Origin of the sequence: Achromobacter sp. ACM04 (assembly GCF_014851465.1) — a bacterium.
GTDB classification, from domain to species: Bacteria; Pseudomonadota; Gammaproteobacteria; order Burkholderiales; family Burkholderiaceae_B; genus Achromobacter; species Achromobacter aegrifaciens.
In genome coordinates this window covers 302,694-318,004 of record NZ_JACUZS010000002.1, presented here as the reverse complement: position 1 = coordinate 318,004, position 15,311 = coordinate 302,694, and the positions used below count along the sequence as shown (strand labels likewise).

At 65.9% G+C, this 15,311-nt stretch carries 15 protein-coding genes and 6 tRNA genes; 3 read left to right on the top strand and 18 right to left on the bottom strand.

Annotated elements, in window-relative coordinates; genetic code table 11:
- Positions 1-183 precede the first annotated feature (183 nt).
- The 7 genes from IB259_RS12265 to IB259_RS12235 form a co-directional block, all read right to left on the bottom strand.
- On the bottom strand, positions 184-1,677 hold the full coding sequence (locus IB259_RS12265) for a PAS domain S-box protein (protein ID WP_119451031.1): 1,494 nt from the start codon (positions 1,675-1,677) through the stop codon (positions 184-186).
- A 215-nt stretch (positions 1,678-1,892) separates the two neighbouring features.
- Positions 1,893-1,969, bottom strand: a tRNA-Asp gene (locus tag IB259_RS12260).
- 71 nt (positions 1,970-2,040) lie between these two features.
- Positions 2,041-2,116 (bottom strand) — tRNA-Glu (locus IB259_RS12255).
- A gap of 39 nt (positions 2,117-2,155) precedes the next feature.
- Positions 2,156-2,231: transfer RNA gene (locus tag IB259_RS12250), tRNA-Ala, on the bottom strand.
- 102 nt (positions 2,232-2,333) lie between these two features.
- A tRNA-Asp gene (locus IB259_RS12245) sits at positions 2,334-2,410 on the bottom strand.
- Between the two features lie 64 nt (positions 2,411-2,474).
- Positions 2,475-2,550, bottom strand: a tRNA-Glu gene (locus IB259_RS12240).
- A gap of 39 nt (positions 2,551-2,589) precedes the next feature.
- Positions 2,590-2,665, bottom strand: a tRNA-Ala gene (locus IB259_RS12235).
- 352 nt (positions 2,666-3,017) lie between these two features.
- Between IB259_RS12235 and IB259_RS12230 the strand changes: the two genes are divergently transcribed.
- Positions 3,018-4,073 carry an aldo/keto reductase gene (locus IB259_RS12230; RefSeq protein ID WP_192329125.1) on the top strand — a complete coding sequence of 352 codons (1,056 nt, stop codon included), beginning with the start codon at positions 3,018-3,020 and terminating at the stop codon, positions 4,071-4,073.
- 7 nt (positions 4,074-4,080) lie between these two features.
- Here IB259_RS12230 and lnt read toward each other — a convergent pair whose 3' ends face one another.
- From lnt to miaB, 5 genes are all read right to left on the bottom strand, one after another.
- Positions 4,081-5,709 carry an apolipoprotein N-acyltransferase gene (gene lnt / locus IB259_RS12225; protein WP_119451033.1) on the bottom strand — a complete coding sequence of 543 codons (1,629 nt, stop codon included), beginning with the start codon at positions 5,707-5,709 and terminating at the stop codon, positions 4,081-4,083.
- Positions 5,706-6,596: an HlyC/CorC family transporter gene (locus tag IB259_RS12220; protein WP_054451565.1), complete on the bottom strand. Its 891-nt coding sequence runs from the start codon at positions 6,594-6,596 to the stop codon at positions 5,706-5,708. Before IB259_RS12220 ends, lnt begins: the two co-directional genes overlap by 4 nt.
- Before the next feature lie 238 nt (positions 6,597-6,834).
- The gene (gene ybeY, locus IB259_RS12215) at positions 6,835-7,308 is read right to left on the bottom strand and encodes an rRNA maturation RNase YbeY (RefSeq protein ID WP_119451034.1); all 474 of its coding nucleotides are present in this window, start codon (positions 7,306-7,308) and stop codon (positions 6,835-6,837) included.
- A complete protein-coding gene (locus IB259_RS12210; RefSeq protein ID WP_054451563.1) occupies positions 7,298-8,323 on the bottom strand; it encodes a PhoH family protein in 1,026 nt (341 codons plus the stop codon). The genes ybeY and IB259_RS12210 overlap by 11 nt, the downstream gene beginning before the upstream one ends.
- Positions 8,320-9,753 carry a tRNA (N6-isopentenyl adenosine(37)-C2)-methylthiotransferase MiaB gene (miaB, locus tag IB259_RS12205; RefSeq protein WP_054451562.1) on the bottom strand — a complete coding sequence of 478 codons (1,434 nt, stop codon included), beginning with the start codon at positions 9,751-9,753 and terminating at the stop codon, positions 8,320-8,322. The genes IB259_RS12210 and miaB overlap by 4 nt, the downstream gene beginning before the upstream one ends.
- 171 nt (positions 9,754-9,924) lie before the next feature.
- Between miaB and IB259_RS12200 the strand changes: the two genes are divergently transcribed.
- On the top strand, positions 9,925-10,686 hold the full coding sequence (locus tag IB259_RS12200; RefSeq protein ID WP_175181896.1) for a phosphatase PAP2 family protein: 762 nt from the start codon (positions 9,925-9,927) through the stop codon (positions 10,684-10,686).
- A 338-nt stretch (positions 10,687-11,024) separates the two neighbouring features.
- Here the strand turns inward: IB259_RS12200 and IB259_RS12195 are convergent, their stop codons facing one another.
- The 5 genes from IB259_RS12195 to IB259_RS12175 all read right to left on the bottom strand — a co-directional run bounded on the left by IB259_RS12195 (position 11,025) and on the right by IB259_RS12175 (position 13,854).
- The gene (locus IB259_RS12195) at positions 11,025-11,735 is read right to left on the bottom strand and encodes an alanyl-tRNA editing protein (protein WP_175163586.1); all 711 of its coding nucleotides are present in this window, start codon (positions 11,733-11,735) and stop codon (positions 11,025-11,027) included.
- A 50-nt stretch (positions 11,736-11,785) separates the two neighbouring features.
- Positions 11,786-12,463 carry a VOC family protein gene (locus tag IB259_RS12190; RefSeq protein WP_054451560.1) on the bottom strand — a complete coding sequence of 226 codons (678 nt, stop codon included), beginning with the start codon at positions 12,461-12,463 and terminating at the stop codon, positions 11,786-11,788.
- A 70-nt stretch (positions 12,464-12,533) separates the two neighbouring features.
- Positions 12,534-13,139: an ATP-dependent Clp protease proteolytic subunit gene (locus IB259_RS12185; RefSeq protein WP_054451559.1), complete on the bottom strand. Its 606-nt coding sequence runs from the start codon at positions 13,137-13,139 to the stop codon at positions 12,534-12,536.
- A gap of 44 nt (positions 13,140-13,183) precedes the next feature.
- The gene (locus IB259_RS12180; protein WP_192329123.1) at positions 13,184-13,543 is read right to left on the bottom strand and encodes an SRPBCC domain-containing protein; all 360 of its coding nucleotides are present in this window, start codon (positions 13,541-13,543) and stop codon (positions 13,184-13,186) included.
- Positions 13,540-13,854 carry a helix-turn-helix transcriptional regulator gene (locus IB259_RS12175; RefSeq protein WP_054451557.1) on the bottom strand — a complete coding sequence of 105 codons (315 nt, stop codon included), beginning with the start codon at positions 13,852-13,854 and terminating at the stop codon, positions 13,540-13,542. The genes IB259_RS12180 and IB259_RS12175 overlap by 4 nt, the downstream gene beginning before the upstream one ends.
- 120 nt (positions 13,855-13,974) lie before the next feature.
- Between IB259_RS12175 and IB259_RS12170 the strand changes: the two genes are divergently transcribed.
- Complete coding sequence (locus tag IB259_RS12170; protein ID WP_156337323.1) at positions 13,975-14,310, top strand: hypothetical protein; 336 nt, start codon at positions 13,975-13,977, stop codon at positions 14,308-14,310.
- A 46-nt stretch (positions 14,311-14,356) separates the two neighbouring features.
- Here IB259_RS12170 and secF read toward each other — a convergent pair whose 3' ends face one another.
- Positions 14,357-15,292, bottom strand: coding sequence for a protein translocase subunit SecF (gene secF, locus IB259_RS12165; protein WP_054451555.1), 936 nt, complete (start codon positions 15,290-15,292; stop codon positions 14,357-14,359).
- Between the last annotated feature and the right edge of the window lie 19 nt (positions 15,293-15,311).

Here is a 15,311-nt window from a genome sequence, read left to right as displayed (position 1 = left end):
GATCGTAAGAAGCTGCGCAGGGTTTGCGCAATGCAGGCTGCGTGGCCGAAATTAACGGCCTGTTGCTGTGATTTTTGTGGAAAATGGAAGATTTTGAGGGGCGTCGACTTCTAAGTGGCGCACATCTTCGGGGACGCCGGGCAGCCGTTTATTTTGAATCAAATTGTAAATAGTCGAGGGATGTCAGCCCTTGGCGCGCTTGTTTCGCGTCTGCGCCTGTTCATGCCCGGTGATGCCGCGGTCGCGCGCCCACACAATGGCCGCGCTGCGGCGGTGCACGCCGATCTTGCTGTAGATCGTGGCCACGTGGTTGCGCACCGTGTTGCGCGACAGCTTCAACTGCCGGGCAATGCCCTCGTCGTCATGGCCTTGGCACATCAGGCCCAGCACCTCGCGTTCGCGGGAAGTGAGCTGCGCCAGTTCTGCCACGTCGCGGGTAGCGGGCGCCGGCTCACGCAGTTGCGCCAGCTTTTCGATGACGCTGCGGCTGAACCAGGAAGTGTCCTGCATGACGGCCTCGATCGCCGTCAGCAGTTCCGCCTCGGAGCGCTTGCGTTCCGTGATGTCCTGGACCGCCAGCAGTACGCGCGGCTGCCCGCCGATAGTCACGGGTTCGGCCGACAGCAGGCAATCCAGCCGGCTGCCGTCCCGGGCAGCCAATGCCACCTCGCGGTTGCGGGCGCTTTCACCGCGCTTGAGGCTGGCCTCCAGATCTTCGGCGAGCTGGAGCCCCAATCCGGTCAGCGTCTGGCCTATGCCGTCCTGCGCAGAGGCGCCGGCGGCCGTGGCAAAAGCGTCGTTCAGGTCCAGCGCCAGCAGGGTCTCGCCCTCGCAGACGGCCATGGGCACGGGCGCGAGGCGGAATGTCTTGGAGAAGCGTTCCTCGCTTTCGCGCAGGGCCAGTTCGGTGCGCTTGCGGGCCTCGAGGTCGATGAAGGTGAACAGCATGCATGGCTCGCCCTGCATGTCGATGGGTTGGCCCGCGACGATGACGAACTTCACGCTGCCGTCCGCCAGTTTCAACACGCCCTCGCGCTGCGCAATGGTCTGCCCCTCGTTGAGGCTGGCGATCGCGTTGTCCTTGTCGTCGCCGCCGTCCAGCACGTCCAGCTCATAGGCCGACCTGCCCACGATGGCGTCGCGTGCATAGCCGGTCATCTCCAGGAAGCCCTGGTTCACCTTCACATAGCGCAGGTCGGACAGGCGGCAGATGAGGGCGGGCGCGGGATTGGCGCCGAAGGCGCGCTCGAAGCGTACTTCGGCATTGATCTGCTCAGTCTGGTCATGCAGGATCAGGACGCGGTAGTCGGTCCCTTCGCTGCCGTCCAGGTTCAGGCCGCTGGCGCGTATGTTGCGCAGGAACGCGTCATCGTCCTTGCGTTCCAGGTCCAGCAGCAGTTCGTCGAACGGCTCGGCCGCGGCCAGCAGGTCCAGCGGATATTGGCGCGCTGGCACGCGGTGATGATTGCGGTAGCTGAGGCTGTAGCGCTTGCGGTAGCCGGCTGGCGTGCCGCCCAGTTCATCCAGGTTATCGGTGCCATGCAGCTTGAGCGCGCTGGCATTGGCCCAGGCGATGGCGCCGTCCGCTTCGAGCAGGATGATGCCTTCGTTCAGGCCTGCGATGATGCGTTGCAGATGCTGGCGGTGCGGATGGGGAGCGGCGGCGTTCGCGGTCACGTAGTCCTCTTCTTTTCGCAGGGCACGACGCAAAGAGAATGAAGGCGCACTGAAAGGCTGTCCAGATGGCGAAATGGACGAGTCTGAGCGTAGGGGGCAATGGCGGGGAAGATGGCTGCCGCTAGATGATGCGGGCCGGAATGCAAAAAAGCTCCGGAAACCGGAGCTTTCTATGGCTGGCAAGGCCGAGGCGCTTGCGAACTGCGTGATGTGCTTGGCGGAGCGGACGGGGCTCGAACCCGCGACCCCCGGCGTGACAGGCCGGTATTCTAACCAACTGAACTACCGCTCCGCAGCGGTTTACTCTGACTTCTTCAATGCACTGCGGTGTCAAGGCAGTTTGGTACTACATGCCAGAAAGACTGGCGTCCCCTAGGGGATTCGAACCCCTGTACTCACCGTGAAAGGGTGATGTCCTAGGCCTCTAGACGAAGGGGACCTGAACAAAACAGAACTACTTTACTACCGTACTGCTTACTGGTGGAGGTAAGCGGGATCGAACCGCTGACCTCTTGCATGCCATGCAAGCGCTCTCCCAGCTGAGCTATACCCCCCAGGATCCTCGATGCCCCAAACTACAGACAACAAGGTCTCACACTATATAAAGCAAAAAAGCCCCGAAAACGGAGCTCTTGAAAGACTCTGAGCGAGAGCTTTGGCGGAGCGGACGGGGCTCGAACCCGCGACCCCCGGCGTGACAGGCCGGTATTCTAACCAACTGAACTACCGCTCCGCAGCGGCGTACTCAACTACATTGTCACTTCAACTGCATCACTACATACTGCTGCCAGAAGAACTGGCGTCCCCTAGGGGATTCGAACCCCTGTACTCACCGTGAAAGGGTGATGTCCTAGGCCTCTAGACGAAGGGGACTTGGACTTGCAAACTGGTACTGCATCCTTCGCCGTTGACTGGTGGAGGTAAGCGGGATCGAACCGCTGACCTCTTGCATGCCATGCAAGCGCTCTCCCAGCTGAGCTATACCCCCGTCTTTCTAATCAGCCGTTCAACGTTTTACGAAACCGAACACACGTTTTACCGAGTGCTTTTTCGTAGTTCGTTGCCGGTTTTGTTTAGTGCCGTTGGCGAAGAAACGAGATTATGCACGAACTAAATTGGGTGTGCAAGTCGCGATGAGGCAAAAAGCTAGAAAGTCGTGAAAAAAAGGGGGCTGGAAGGCATTTTAGGGCCGATTTTGCGCTTTTATTGCTCAGCTTGAGCTAGCGTGATTGATGCAGAAATCAAGTAAATCAAAGACTTGTGAGAATGCTATCGTGAGCGGAAATTTTTTTCGTCGATCCGGCATTTTTTGCGCCGGACCCGCACACACGGACATCGCCATGAGCAGCAAGACTTCGTTCCCCACACGCCCGCTGGGCCAGAGCGGCATGGACATCACCCGCATCGGGCTGGGCGCCTGGGCCATCGGCGGCAGCGGTTGGGCGGTGGGGTGGGGGCCGCAGGACGACGCCGATTCGGTGGCGGCGATCCGCCGGGCCGTCGAGCGCGGCATCAACTGGATCGATACCGCGGCGGTGTACGGCCTGGGGCATTCCGAGGAGATCGTGCGCCGCGCGCTGGCGCAGATGGCGCCTGACGCCCGGCCTTACGTGTTCACCAAATGTGGCCTGACCTGGTCTGCGGAACAGCCGCAGGCGATGCCGCGGCGCACCGGCGCGCCGGCCAGCATCCGGCGCGAAATCGAAGATTCGTTGCGCCGGCTGGGCGTCGAACGCATCGATCTCTATCAGATGCACTGGCCGGCGGGCGATGGCACGCCGCTGGAGGTGTACTGGCAGGAACTGCTGGATCTGAAGCGGGAGGGCAAGGTCAGGGCGGTGGGCCTGTCCAACCACAATCTTGCCCAGCTGCAGCAGGCAGAAGCGCTGGGGCATGTGGATACGCTGCAGCCGCCGTTTTCGGCCATTCAGCGCGCCGCGGGCGCGGAGCTGATTCCGTGGTGCGAACGTAACGGCACGGGCGTGATCGTCTACAGCCCGATGCAGTCCGGCCTGCTGACCGGCGCCTTCAGCGTGGAGCGCGCCCGCGCTCTGCCGGCGGATGATTGGCGCGCGCGCAACGCGGAGTTCGCCTCGCCCGGCATCGAGCGCAACCTGGCGCTGGCCGATGCGTTCAAGCCCATCGCCGAACGCCACGGCGCCACGGTGGCGGCCGTGGCGGCGGCCTGGACGCTGGCCTGGCCGGGCGTCACGGGCGCGATCGTGGGCGCCCGCAGCGCGGCTCAGGTGAATGGACTGCTGGGCGCAGCGTCGCTGGAACTGGATGGCGATGACATGGACGCCATCGCGGACGCGATCGAGCGTACCGGCGCCGGAAGCGGGCCGCTGCGCCCGCCCGGGGAGAGCGGCGCGCTGCCGGCGAATCTGTTCGCTTGAGGGCGCCTCAGGCGCGACGCGTCTTGCGGCCGCTGCCGAACGCGGCGATCAGCGCCAGGCCGATCAGGGCCAGTGCCGTCTTGTCGCCAAAGCGTGCGTATGGCGTCAGCCCCGTCATGCCTTGCACGGCCACCGGCAGCACACCGGCCTGCAGCGGCGCGAGCTGGGCCGCGACGCGGCCTTTGGCGTCAATGGCGGCGGTGATGCCGGTGTTGGTGGAGGTCAGCATGGGCCGCGCCGTTTCCATGGTGCGCACGCGGCCGATCTGCAGATGCTGGCGCAAGGCCCAGGAGTCGCCGAACCAGCCCAGGTTGCTCACGTTCACCAGTATCGTCGCGCCCGGTTCGCCGTTGGGGCCGGGTTGCAGCGCGGGCAACAGGTCGGGGCCGAACAGGTCTTCGTAGCAGATGTTGAACGCGATGTGCTGGCCGCCGACCGCGAAGGGCGTCTGGCGTACCGCGCCGCGATCGAAGTCGCCCAGCGGAATGTTCAGCATGTCGACGAACCAGTGGAATCCGGGCGGCACGTATTCGCCCCAGGGCACCAGGTGGCGCTTGTCGTAGCGCATGGCGGTGGTGCCGGCCACGAGCTGTTCGACCGGGGTATTGCCGTCAAAGCCCATGACGCTGTTGGTGTAGCGCTCGCGGCCATTGACGCGGTCGTGCAGCGGCACGCCCATGGCGATGGTGGTATTGCGCTGGGCGGCCAGGTCGCGCCAGACCGCCCAGACGCGCGGATCCAGCTGGTCCTGGAAGATGGGCAGCACGGTTTCCGGCAAGATGATCAACTGCGGCGCGGGCACGCCGGGAGCCGGCGGCATGGCTGCCAGGTCCAGGTGGCGCACCAGGCTCTGGTCGAGCAGGGCGGGGTCGAACTTCTGCGACTGCTCGATGTTGCCCTGGACCAGGCGCACGTTCAGCGGATCGCCGGACGGCGTGGACCAGTCGATGCGGGACAGCGGCCAGCCAGCGGCGGCCAGGGCCAGCGCGATACCGGCGGCCAGGGCGTGGCGCGAGCCAGTCCCGCTTTTACGCGAGGGCTGCCAGAGGCTGGCGAGGGCAGCGGCGACGAAGGCGGCCAGGAAGGCCATGCCGTGCACGCCAAGCAGCGGCGCCCAGCCTGCGATGGGGCTATCGACTTGCGCGTAACCGATATTGAGCCAGGGAAAGCCCGTCAGCAGCACGGCGCGCAGCCATTCGAAGGCCGCCCACATCGCAGCCCAGGCCAGCGTGCCCGACAGTATGCGGGAGGGCGGAGAGCCCGGCTCCAGCGGCGCGTAGCGGCGCGCCAGCGCGCTGGCCGTGGCCGGGAACAGCGCCAGGAAGGCCGACAGCGCCAGCACCGCGGCCACGGCCAGCGGCGCGGCCAGATCGCCGTAGCGGTGCAGGCTGATGAAAATCCAGTAGAGGCCCAGCGAGTAGCTGGCGAAGCTGAACAGCCAGCCGCGCAGCCAGGCCTGTTTCGCCGAGGGCGCATACAGGGTCACGCGCGCAACGATGGCCAGCATCAGGACCTGTGTGGCCGCCAAGGCCCAATCCGGCAGGGGACCGGGCGAAAAAGTCAGGGCGTGCACGGCGCCCGCCAGCACCAGGCCGGCGGCGCCGCGCAGTTTATGGCTGCGCGGGGACTGGGTCATGCGTCTTCGGAGGAGCGGGGGGCTTGGGGTGCGGCGTTGCGCTTGACGCGCAGCCAGATGGCGCGGCGCGCGTCGCCGCGGGCCACTTCCAGGCGCAGGCCGTCGAATTCGGCGATGTCGCCGCGGCGCGGGATGCGGCCCAGCTGTCCGCCCATCCAGCCGCCGACGCTGTCGTACTCGTCGTCGGGCAACTGGCAGCCGAACACGTCGTTGAAGTGCGAGATGTCGGTGGCCGCCAGGACGCGCCACTGGTTTTCGCCTTCGGGGAAGATCGAGTCTTCCTCGGTTTCGTCGAATTCGTCTTCGATATCGCCGACGATCTGTTCCAGCACGTCTTCCATCGTCACCAGGCCGGAAATGCCGCCATGCTCATCGATGACGATGGCCTGGTGGTTGCGGCTGGCGCGGAACTCGTGCAGGAGCACGTTCAGGCGCTTGGATTCGGGGATGAAGACGGCGGGCCGCACCAGCGTGCGCACCTCGATGCCGGGTTCCAGCATGCAGCGCAGCAGATCCTTGGCCAGCAGGATGCCGATGATGTTGTCGCGATCGCCTTCGTAGACGGGGAAGCGCGAGTGGGCGGTCTCGATGACCGAGGCGACCAGGTAGGGAATGGGCTGCGTGACGTCCAGCAGATCCATGCGCGAACGCGGGACCATGATGTCGCCCACGGTGCCTTCGGACACGGCGAGCGCGCCCTTGATCATCTTGTAGGATTCCGCGTCGAGCAGTTGGCGTTCGTGCGCGGCTTCCAGAACGGCCTTGATGCCTTCGCGGTCCTCGGGCTCGCGGCGCACGAGGGAAAGCAGGCGGTCTAGAAGGGATTTGGCGGCGGGTTTGGAGGAGCGAGCAGGCGTCGCTTCGGGAGCAGGATAAGGGTCAGACATCGTCCGGGAGGACAAGTTATGGAGGGCCCAGCATAACCGATACTGGCCTGCAATTTGTAACGGCGGCCCCCAAAATGAGGGGAACCGCCGCCATCTGCGCCTTGCTGGACGCCATTTGGCGGCAATTTTTGCCGCCGGGCCGCCCCAAGGCAAAAATCGCCCCCTCGGGGGGGCAGCAAGCGCCTAAGGCGCGCAGCGTGGGGGCCAATTTTTCTCAGGGTTGACCCGAGTCCGCGAGTCAGGCTGCCATGTAAGGATCGGCGATGCGCATGGCGGCCAGCGTGGCGGTCTCCAGGGCCTCCATGCGCTTGGCGTCGCGGGCCTTGATGTGGTCGTAGCCCAGCGCGTGCAGCACGCCGTGGATGGTGAGATGGGCGGCGTGGTCCAGGAGCGCCTTGCGCTGTTCGCGGGCCTCGCGCACCAGCACCGGCACGCACATGACGATGTCGCCGCGCGCAACGCCCAGCGGATCCACGCCGTATTCGAAGGTCAGCACATTGGTGGCATAGTCGCGGCCGCGGAAGTCGCGGTTCAGGCGCCGGCCTTCGGCCGCGCCAACCAGCCGCAAGCTCAGCTCCGCCGCGGAAAACGCGACCAGGCCGTCGTCGGCCGCGCCCGCCAGCGCGCGTTCGGCCCAGCGGCGCAGGCGCCAGCGGGGCAGGCGGGCTTCCTCGACGCCGTATTGCACGGACAGGGACAGTTCAGGTTTCATCTTCTGCGGCGCGGTCGTAGGCGTCGACGATGCGGGCGACCAGGGGATGGCGCACGACGTCTCGGCTGGTGAATCGGGTGGTGGCGATGCCCTGCACGTCGTGCAGCACCTTCACCGCATGCGCCAGGCCGCTGTCCTGGCCGCGCGGCAAGTCCACCTGCGACGGGTCGCCGGTAATGACCGCCTTGCTGCCGAAGCCGATCCGCGTCAGGAACATCTTCATCTGTTCCGGCGTGGTGTTCTGCGCTTCGTCCAGGATGACGAAGGCGTGGTTGAGCGTGCGGCCGCGCATGTAGGCCAGCGGCGCGATTTCGATGGTCTGCTTTTCGAACAGGCGCTGCACCTTTTCGAAGCCCATCAGGTCGTACAGCGCGTCGTACAGCGGGCGCAGGTACGGGTCCACCTTCTGCGCCAGGTCGCCGGGCAGAAAGCCCAGGCGTTCGCCGGCTTCGACCGCGGGGCGTGTCAGCACCAGGCGCTGCACGGTGTCGCGCTCCATTGCGTCGATGGCGCAGGCCACGGCCAGCCAGGTCTTGCCGGTGCCGGCGGGACCGACGCCGAAGGTGATGTCGTGCTTGAGGATGTTGTTCAGGTAGTCGCGCTGGCGCGGCGTGCGCGGACGCAGGTCGCTGCGCTTGGTGCGCAGGGCGATGCTGTCGCTTTCGTCGTCCAGGGCGGGCAGCGGGTCGGCCTCGCGGGCCTGCTCTTCCTTCAGTTCCTGTTCCTGCCGCCCGACGCCGATCTCGACCAGCCCGAGCTGGATGTCGTCGACCGACAGGGCGCGGTGCACGGCCTGTTCGTGGAAGCGGCGCAGTATCCGGCCGGCGAGTTCCGCGAGTTCGCCTTCGATGGTGACTCGGCTGCCGCGGCGCGAGAGCTTGACGTTCATGCCGTCGGCCAGCTGCCGCAGGTTTTCGTCCAGCGGGCCGCAGAGATTGGCCAGATGGGTGTTGTCGCCGTCCAGGGTGACGACGATGGGCATGCTGCGGCGGGCGCGGGAGCGGGGAGTGGTCATTCGGCCTCTTGGGGAGTGCGGTCCACGTCGGCGACCCGGGCGCGCAGCGAATTGGTGTGCGCTTCGGTGATGATGACGTCGACCATTTGTCCGATGAGCCGCGCGGGCGCGGCGAAGTTCACGATGCGGTTGTTCTCGGTGCGGCCCATCAGTTCGTTCGGGTCGCGGCGCGAGGGGCCTTCGACCAGCAGGCGCTGGCGCGTGCCGACCATGTTGCGGGCGATCGTGGCCGCCTGCTCGTTGATCAGCGCCTGCAGGCGCTGCAGGCGACGCAGCTTCACGTCTTGCGGCGTGTCGTCGTGCAGGTCGGCGGCGGGCGTGCCCGGGCGGCGCGAATACACGAACGAGAACGAGGTGTCGAAGCCGACGTCCTCGATCAGCTTCATGGTCTTTTCGAAGTCTTCCTCGGTTTCGCCGGGAAAGCCCACGATGAAGTCCGAGGACAGCGTCAGGTCGGGGCGGGCGGCGCGCAGGCGGCGCACCACCGACTTGAATTCCAGGGTGGTGTAGCCGCGCTTCATGGCCGCCAGCACGCGGTCGCTGCCGGCCTGCACCGGCAGGTGCAGGAAGGACACCAGCTTGGGCAGGCGGGCGTAGGCGTCCACCATGCGCTGGGTCATTTCCTTGGGGTGCGAGGTGGTGTAGCGGATGCGCTCGATGCCCGGGATTTCGTGCACGTATTCCAGCAGCATGGCGAAGTCGGCGATCTCGTCGCTGTCGGTCATGCGGCCGCGGTAGGCGTTGACGTTCTGGCCCAGCAGCGTCACTTCCTTCACGCCCTGGTCGGCCAGGTCGGCGACCTCCACCAGCACGTCCTCGAAGGGGCGCGAGACTTCCTCGCCGCGCGTGTAGGGCACGACGCAGAAGCTGCAGTACTTGCTACAGCCTTCCATGATGGACACGAACGCCGTGGCGCCGTCCACGCGGGGCGGCGGCATGTTGTCGAACTTTTCGATCTCGGGGAAGCTGATGTCCACCTGCGAGCGGCCTTCGTCGCGGCGGCGCTTTATCAGGTCCGGCAGGCGATGCAGCGTCTGCGGACCGAACACCACGTCCACGTAGGGCGCGCGCTTGACGATGGCTTCGCCTTCCTGGCTGGCCACGCAGCCGCCCACGCCGATCACCAGGTTGGGATTGGTCTTCTTCAGGTGCTGCACGCGGCCCAGGTCCGAGAAGACCTTTTCCTGCGCCTTCTCGCGCACCGAACAGGTGTTGAACAGGATGACGTCGGCGTCTTCCGGGTTGTCGGTGAGTTCCAGGCCCTGGTCGCCGCGCAGCACGTCGGCCATCTTGTCCGAGTCGTACTCGTTCATCTGGCAGCCGAAGGTGCGGATGTACAGCTTGCGGGGGGAGCCGGCGTCCGCGGCGGGGAGGGCGGCGCTGGCGCCGTCGGGCGCGGCGTCGGCGCGCTTGAGGGTGGTTTCTTGCATGATGGTCGCCGTGACGGGTGTAGATCCCGGGGGCAGAGAATGGTAGGAAACCCGGGATTTTAACCCTTGCCCGCATTTGCTTCTTGGTCTGGCGCGCGCAGGCCGTTACGATAGCGTGCTGGGCTGATTTTGCAGCCCAGGAACGTTTCTCATTTCCCGATAGCGGTATCGATGAACAGCAATCCCCTGACGCCTTCGGCGGCCGCTCCCGTATCCGACGCCTCAGCCAGCCTCACGCCGGACCAGTTCCGCAACCCCTTTTCCGCGCTGACCTGGGTGCTGCTGGGCTGCGCCCTGGCGCTGGCCGCCAGCGCGTGCGCGTTGTGGGTGGACCTGCCGCTGGCGGTGTGGATCAAGCAGTCGGTATCTGAAGGCGTGAACGAATCCTTCGAATGGATCGGTGAACTCGGCGAAAGCGGCCCTTATATCGGCGTGGCGCTGGCCTTCTACGTGATCGGGTTGGTCGGCCTGGCGCGCGGCTGGCGCAATCCGGTGCGCATGAGCTACGCCAGCATGGCGCGCGGCAGCCTGCTGATGCTGTCGACCCTGGCGGTAGGCGGACTGGTGGTGCTGGTGCTCAAGCGTTCGGTGGCGCGGGCGCGTCCCGAGCTGTTCTTCGAAAAAGGCATCTACGGGGTGGGCGAGTCGTTCTCGCGCGCCCAGCTGTACAACTCCTTCCCCTCCAGCCACACCTATGCGGCATTTGCCGTGGCAGTGGTGCTGGGCATCCTGGCGCCGCGCTGGCGCTGGGTCTTCCTGCTGCTGGCGGCGCTGGTGGCGATGAGCCGGCTGGTCAACCTGGACCACTACCTGTCGGACGTGATGACGGCCGCGGGCATTGCGGTGCTGGTCGGGCACGTATTGGCGCCCCGTGTGCTGGGCGCCGGATATCAGTGGCCTCTGCGCGCGCCCTGGCGCTGGTGGAAGAAATAAGGTCTGCTATTGCGGACGTTGGGTTGTGCTTCGTAGGTCGCCCGTCGTCGCGGGCGGCGTGGCGGCTCGCGCCCACGATTGCGGTCCGGAGCGTTCGCTCCGGACTCCCCCGTCGTCATCTTCGTCAAGGCCTTCGGCCTTTCCTTCAGATTCCCTCGGGCGCATCGAGGTTGCGAGCCGCCACGCCGCCCGCGCCGACGGGCTACGTGCGTCTTGGCTAGTTGCGCTGCTGGAGCTGTGGTCGGGGGCGAGTCGTGGGCTGCCCGTGTTGTTCGGCCGCGCGGGCGGCCGAACAACACATACATGATTCCGGCCAGGGGCGGGCTCCAGACTACGCCTTACGCGAAATTCACCACCACGCGCCGGTTGGTGCGGCTCTTTTTCTCGATCTTCGTAACGATCACCGCGCCGATCTCGCCGGTGTTGGCCACGTGCGTGCCACCACAGGGCTGGCGATCCACGCCCGGGATTTCGACGATGCGTATGCTGGCGGTGCCGGCCGGGGGCGCAGCGCCCACGGTACGCACCAGGTCGGGTTCGGCGGCCAGTTCCTCGGGCGTGATGCAGTTGATGCTGACGCCGGTGCGGGCCTGGATCAAGGCGTTCAGGCGTTCGGTCAGGTCGGCCTTGTCCAGCGTGGATTCGGGCAGGTCGAAGTCGACGCGCGCGGAGTCGGGTGAAATGCTGCAGCCGGTCACGGGGGCGGGCACCAGCGCGCCCAGCAGATGCAGACAGGTGTGCAGGCGCATGAGGCGGTGGCGCCGCGGCCAGTCGATGGTCACCGAGACGCGGTCGCCCACTTGCGGTGCGATGCCGCCTTCCAGCACGTGCAGGATGCGCTTGCGGTCTTCGGCGTAGACGGTGTCGGCAAGCGTCAGCGCGCGGCCGTCGGCCAGCGTCAAAGTGCCGCTGTCTCCCGCCTGGCCGCCGCTGCGCGCGTAGCAGACAGTCTCGTCCAGTTCGACGCCCTCGGGGCTGACCGCGATCACGGTGGCCTCGCATCGGTCCAGGTAAGGGTCTTCGTCGAATCGCTTGCGGGTGGCATTCATGTAAAGGGTCTCCGGATGTTCTGGTTTTTTTTGCAAGGCGGGGCGGACGATCAGGCCAGGATCTTCAGGCCGCCGGCCGTTTCGATCTGTGCGCTCAGGCGCGGCGGGCCGTCGACCTGTTCCACCTGGATCAGGTGATCCGCGCCCAGCCAGGCCAGCCCTTGGCGCAGCAGCCCGGCCTGCGGATGGCTGCCGGACAGTTGCTTGAGTGTGAGGTGCTGGCGCGGCAGGCTGACGCCGGGGTAGTCGGCCACGTCCCACTGGATCAGCGTGGGCAGCAGACCGTCGCCGGCCGCATGGCCCGCTTCGCGCCAGGCGGGCAGGCTGCCGTCGTCGGGCACCGTCAGCCGCCAGCGCAACTGCCCGCGTTCCATGGGAATGGCGGGCGGGATGCGTGCGGGATGCTCCGCCTGCATACGCGTCAGATCCAGCGGCGCTTCGACCCGCGCCGCCCAATGCGCCAGGTAGGGACCCTGGGCGATGCGGGCGCGGACGGCGTCCTGATCCAGCCCGAACCAACGCGGCCGGGCAGGCGCCGGGGCCTGAGGATCGATGGCGATGACTTCGAGGTAGATGCCGCCGGCCATGCCCAGCACCCGGTTGTGGGTGCCCATGCGCGGATGCGCGCCGCCGCCCGAGGGGGCGATGCCGAGCAGTGCTGCGACGTATTCGGTGCCGCTGTCCAGGTCCGCGGCGGCGATGACGAGGTGATCGATGACGAGTTTCATGGTCCGGCTATGGTAGCGAATCCGCGCGGATCCGTACCCGTACAGCGCGACGGGGGCGGGCGGTACAGTGTCAGACGCCCAGGTCCCGGCGCTTCAGCACCCGGTCTATCAGGCCCCATTCCAGCGCTTCCTCCGCGCTCATGTAGCAGTCGCGGTCCAGTGTGCGCTCTACGTCTTCGTAGCTGCGTCCGCAGTGCTGGGCGTAGACGCGCGTGACGCGGTCCTTGGTCCTGCGCATTTCCTCGGCGTGGATGAGCACGTCCGAGGCCTGGCCCTGGAAGCCGCCTAAAGGCTGATGCACGTGCACGCTGGCATTGGCCAGCGCGCATCGTTCGCCGGGTTCGCCCGCCATCAGCAGGAACGAGCCCATGGAGCGCGCCGTGCCCATGCACAGCGTGTGCACCGGCGCAGTGATGAACTGCATGGTGTCGTACATGGCCAGGCCGCTGGTGATGACGCCGCCAGGGGAGTTGATGTAGAGATGGATGGGCTTGGTGGGGTTCTCGGATTCCAGGAACAGCAGCTGGGCGCAGACCAGCGCCGACACCGAGTCGTTGACTTCGCCGTTCAGGAAGATGATGCGGTCGCGCAGCAGTCGCGAATAGATGTCGAAGGACCGCTCGCCGCGGCCGGACTGCTCGACCACCATGGGTACGTATTGCATCACGTCCTGCATGGACGAATCTCCTGGGTTGCGATTGCCTTGCGCTTGGGCCGGGTTCAGGCGGCGCGCACGAGGAAGGGGCCGGCGTCGTTGGCGGCCGGGCGCCCGCGGCGTTCGAACCGCGCGTCGTCCAGCGCGTGGATGATGCGCAGGAGCGTGCGGCCGTCGGCGACGGGCCGGATCTGGAAGGTCACCAGGCTTTCGAGGAAAGGCGGCTCCTCGTCGCGCATGCGGTATTGGATTTCTTCGGCAGGCGTCGCGTCCGCGGGTTCGGCGCTGGCCAGCGCCCGTCCAGGCAGCCATTGCTCGCGGAATTCGGGGATGCTGATGGCGCGCCAGACTTTTTCGGGCGGCGCGTCGAGTTCGTATTCGAGCACGATGTCCTGGGGCGAGTCTTGCGGCGCGGTCGGCTTCATTGGTCCATGTCCTTGAGCAGGGCGTTCAGGGCTTCGATGCGGGCCGGCCAGTAGGCGCGGTACTTCGCCAGCCATCCGGCGATGAGCGCAAGCCCGTCGGGGTCGACTTCATAGTTCACGAAACGGCCTTGTTTTTCCTCGCGCACCAGGCGGGCCTTGCGCAGCACCGCAAGGTGCTGCGACATGGCTGGCTGGCTGATCTCCATGCCGACGCGCAGGGCGCTGGCGTTCATGCCGCCGGCGGCGAGCTTTTCGAAGATGGCACGGCGGGTCGGATCGGCCAGGGCCTTGAAAATGTCGGTTTCGAGCATGACAATACATTAGTCAATACTTATGTGTTGGTCAAGCGGAAAGCACCCTGTGCGCGTCCGAGAGCCATTTGCGATCGCGGCTGGCACAATGGCGCCGGACCTGCAGTCGGGAGCGACGCCGTGGCTTTTCTTCTATTCCCCGTCTTGTTCGCGGCCAGCCTGCTGATCAGCCTGGCGGCCGGCGCCGTGCATGGCCGGCGTCATGGTTGGAAGGCCCCGGCTACGCGGCGGTGGCTGTTCGTGGCGGGATGCCTTGTGCTTTCGTATCTGGTCGGCCTGGCGCTGGTCATTCATGACCCGTACTTCGACGACAACGGGGTGCCTGAATTCATTCCGTGGCGTTTCCGCTGGACCTGGGCCTGGCTTTACGCCGGCTTGCTGCAATTCGCCGTGGTTCCGAGCGGTTTGGCCCTGCGGCGCCTGGCCAGGCGTAAGACGGCAAGCGCCGCGCAATAAAAAACCCGCCGTGATTGCGGCGGGTTTGTCTTCAAGCGGAAACGGATCAGGCGGCTTCGCCTTCCTCGCCTTCCTTCTTGACCGGCTTGACCAGGTCTTCGCGCTTGACGCCCAGCCACATGGCCAGGGCCGCGGCCACGAACACCGACGAGTAGATGCCGAACCAGATGCCGATGGTCAGGGCCATGGCGAAGTAGTGCAGGGTGGGGCCGCCGAAGAACAGCATGGCCAGCACCATCATCTGCGTGGAACCGTGGGTGATGATGGTCCGGGAGATGGTCTGCGTGATGGCGCTGTTGATGACTTCGTGCACGTCCGCCTTGCGGTACTTGCGGAAGTTCTCGCGGATCCGGTCCATGATGACCACGGATTCGTTCACGGAGTAGCCCAGCACCGCCAGCACGCCCGCCAGCACCGACAGCGAAAATTCCCACTGGAAGAAGGCGAAGAAGCCCAGGATGATCACCACGTCGTGCAGGTTGGCGATCACGCCGGCGACGGCGAACTTCCATTCGAAGCGGAAGCCCAGGTAGACCATGATGCCGATGACCACGACCAGCAGGGCCATCAGGCCGTTGTGCAGCAGCTCCTGGCCCACCTGCGGGCCCACGAACTCGACGCGGCGCAGTTCGACGCCGGAGTCGGCGGTCTTCAGCGCGGCCATGACGGTTTCGCTCTGCGTGGCCGAGGTCTGGCCTTCCTGCAACGGCAGCCGGATCATGACGTCGTGCGAGGTGCCGAAGTTCTGCACCTGGAAGTCGGTGTAGCCCAGCTTGGAGACCACGCCGCGCACGTTTTCAAGCTGCGCCGTCTGGGCGTAGTTGACTTCCATGACCGTGCCGCCGGTGAATTCGATCGACAGGTGGAAGCCGCGCGTGACGATGAAGAAAACAGCCGCCAGGAATGTGACGAGGCTGATGATGTTCAGCACCAGCGCGTGGCGCATGAACGGGATGGTGCGGTGAATACGGAAAAATTCCATTTTTCGCCTTAGGCTTTAT

Coding starts and splice junctions, on each gene's coding strand:
- IB259_RS12230 (WP_192329125.1), top strand. CDS start 3,018: ATGAGCAGCAAGACTTCGTTCCCCACACGCCCGCTGGGCCAGAGCGGC.
- lnt (WP_119451033.1), bottom strand. CDS start 5,709: ATGACCCAGTCCCCGCGCAGCCATAAACTGCGCGGCGCCGCCGGCCTG.
- IB259_RS12220 (WP_054451565.1), bottom strand. CDS start 6,596: ATGTCTGACCCTTATCCTGCTCCCGAAGCGACGCCTGCTCGCTCCTCC.
- ybeY (WP_119451034.1), bottom strand. CDS start 7,308: ATGAAACCTGAACTGTCCCTGTCCGTGCAATACGGCGTCGAGGAAGCC.
- IB259_RS12210 (WP_054451563.1), bottom strand. CDS start 8,323: ATGACCACTCCCCGCTCCCGCGCCCGCCGCAGCATGCCCATCGTCGTC.
- miaB (WP_054451562.1), bottom strand. CDS start 9,753: ATGCAAGAAACCACCCTCAAGCGCGCCGACGCCGCGCCCGACGGCGCC.
- IB259_RS12200 (WP_175181896.1), top strand. CDS start 9,925: ATGAACAGCAATCCCCTGACGCCTTCGGCGGCCGCTCCCGTATCCGAC.
- IB259_RS12195 (WP_175163586.1), bottom strand. CDS start 11,735: ATGAATGCCACCCGCAAGCGATTCGACGAAGACCCTTACCTGGACCGA.
- IB259_RS12190 (WP_054451560.1), bottom strand. CDS start 12,463: ATGAAACTCGTCATCGATCACCTCGTCATCGCCGCCGCGGACCTGGAC.
- IB259_RS12185 (WP_054451559.1), bottom strand. CDS start 13,139: ATGCAGGACGTGATGCAATACGTACCCATGGTGGTCGAGCAGTCCGGC.
- IB259_RS12180 (WP_192329123.1), bottom strand. CDS start 13,543: ATGAAGCCGACCGCGCCGCAAGACTCGCCCCAGGACATCGTGCTCGAA.
- IB259_RS12175 (WP_054451557.1), bottom strand. CDS start 13,854: ATGCTCGAAACCGACATTTTCAAGGCCCTGGCCGATCCGACCCGCCGT.
- secF (WP_054451555.1), bottom strand. CDS start 15,292: ATGGAATTTTTCCGTATTCACCGCACCATCCCGTTCATGCGCCACGCG.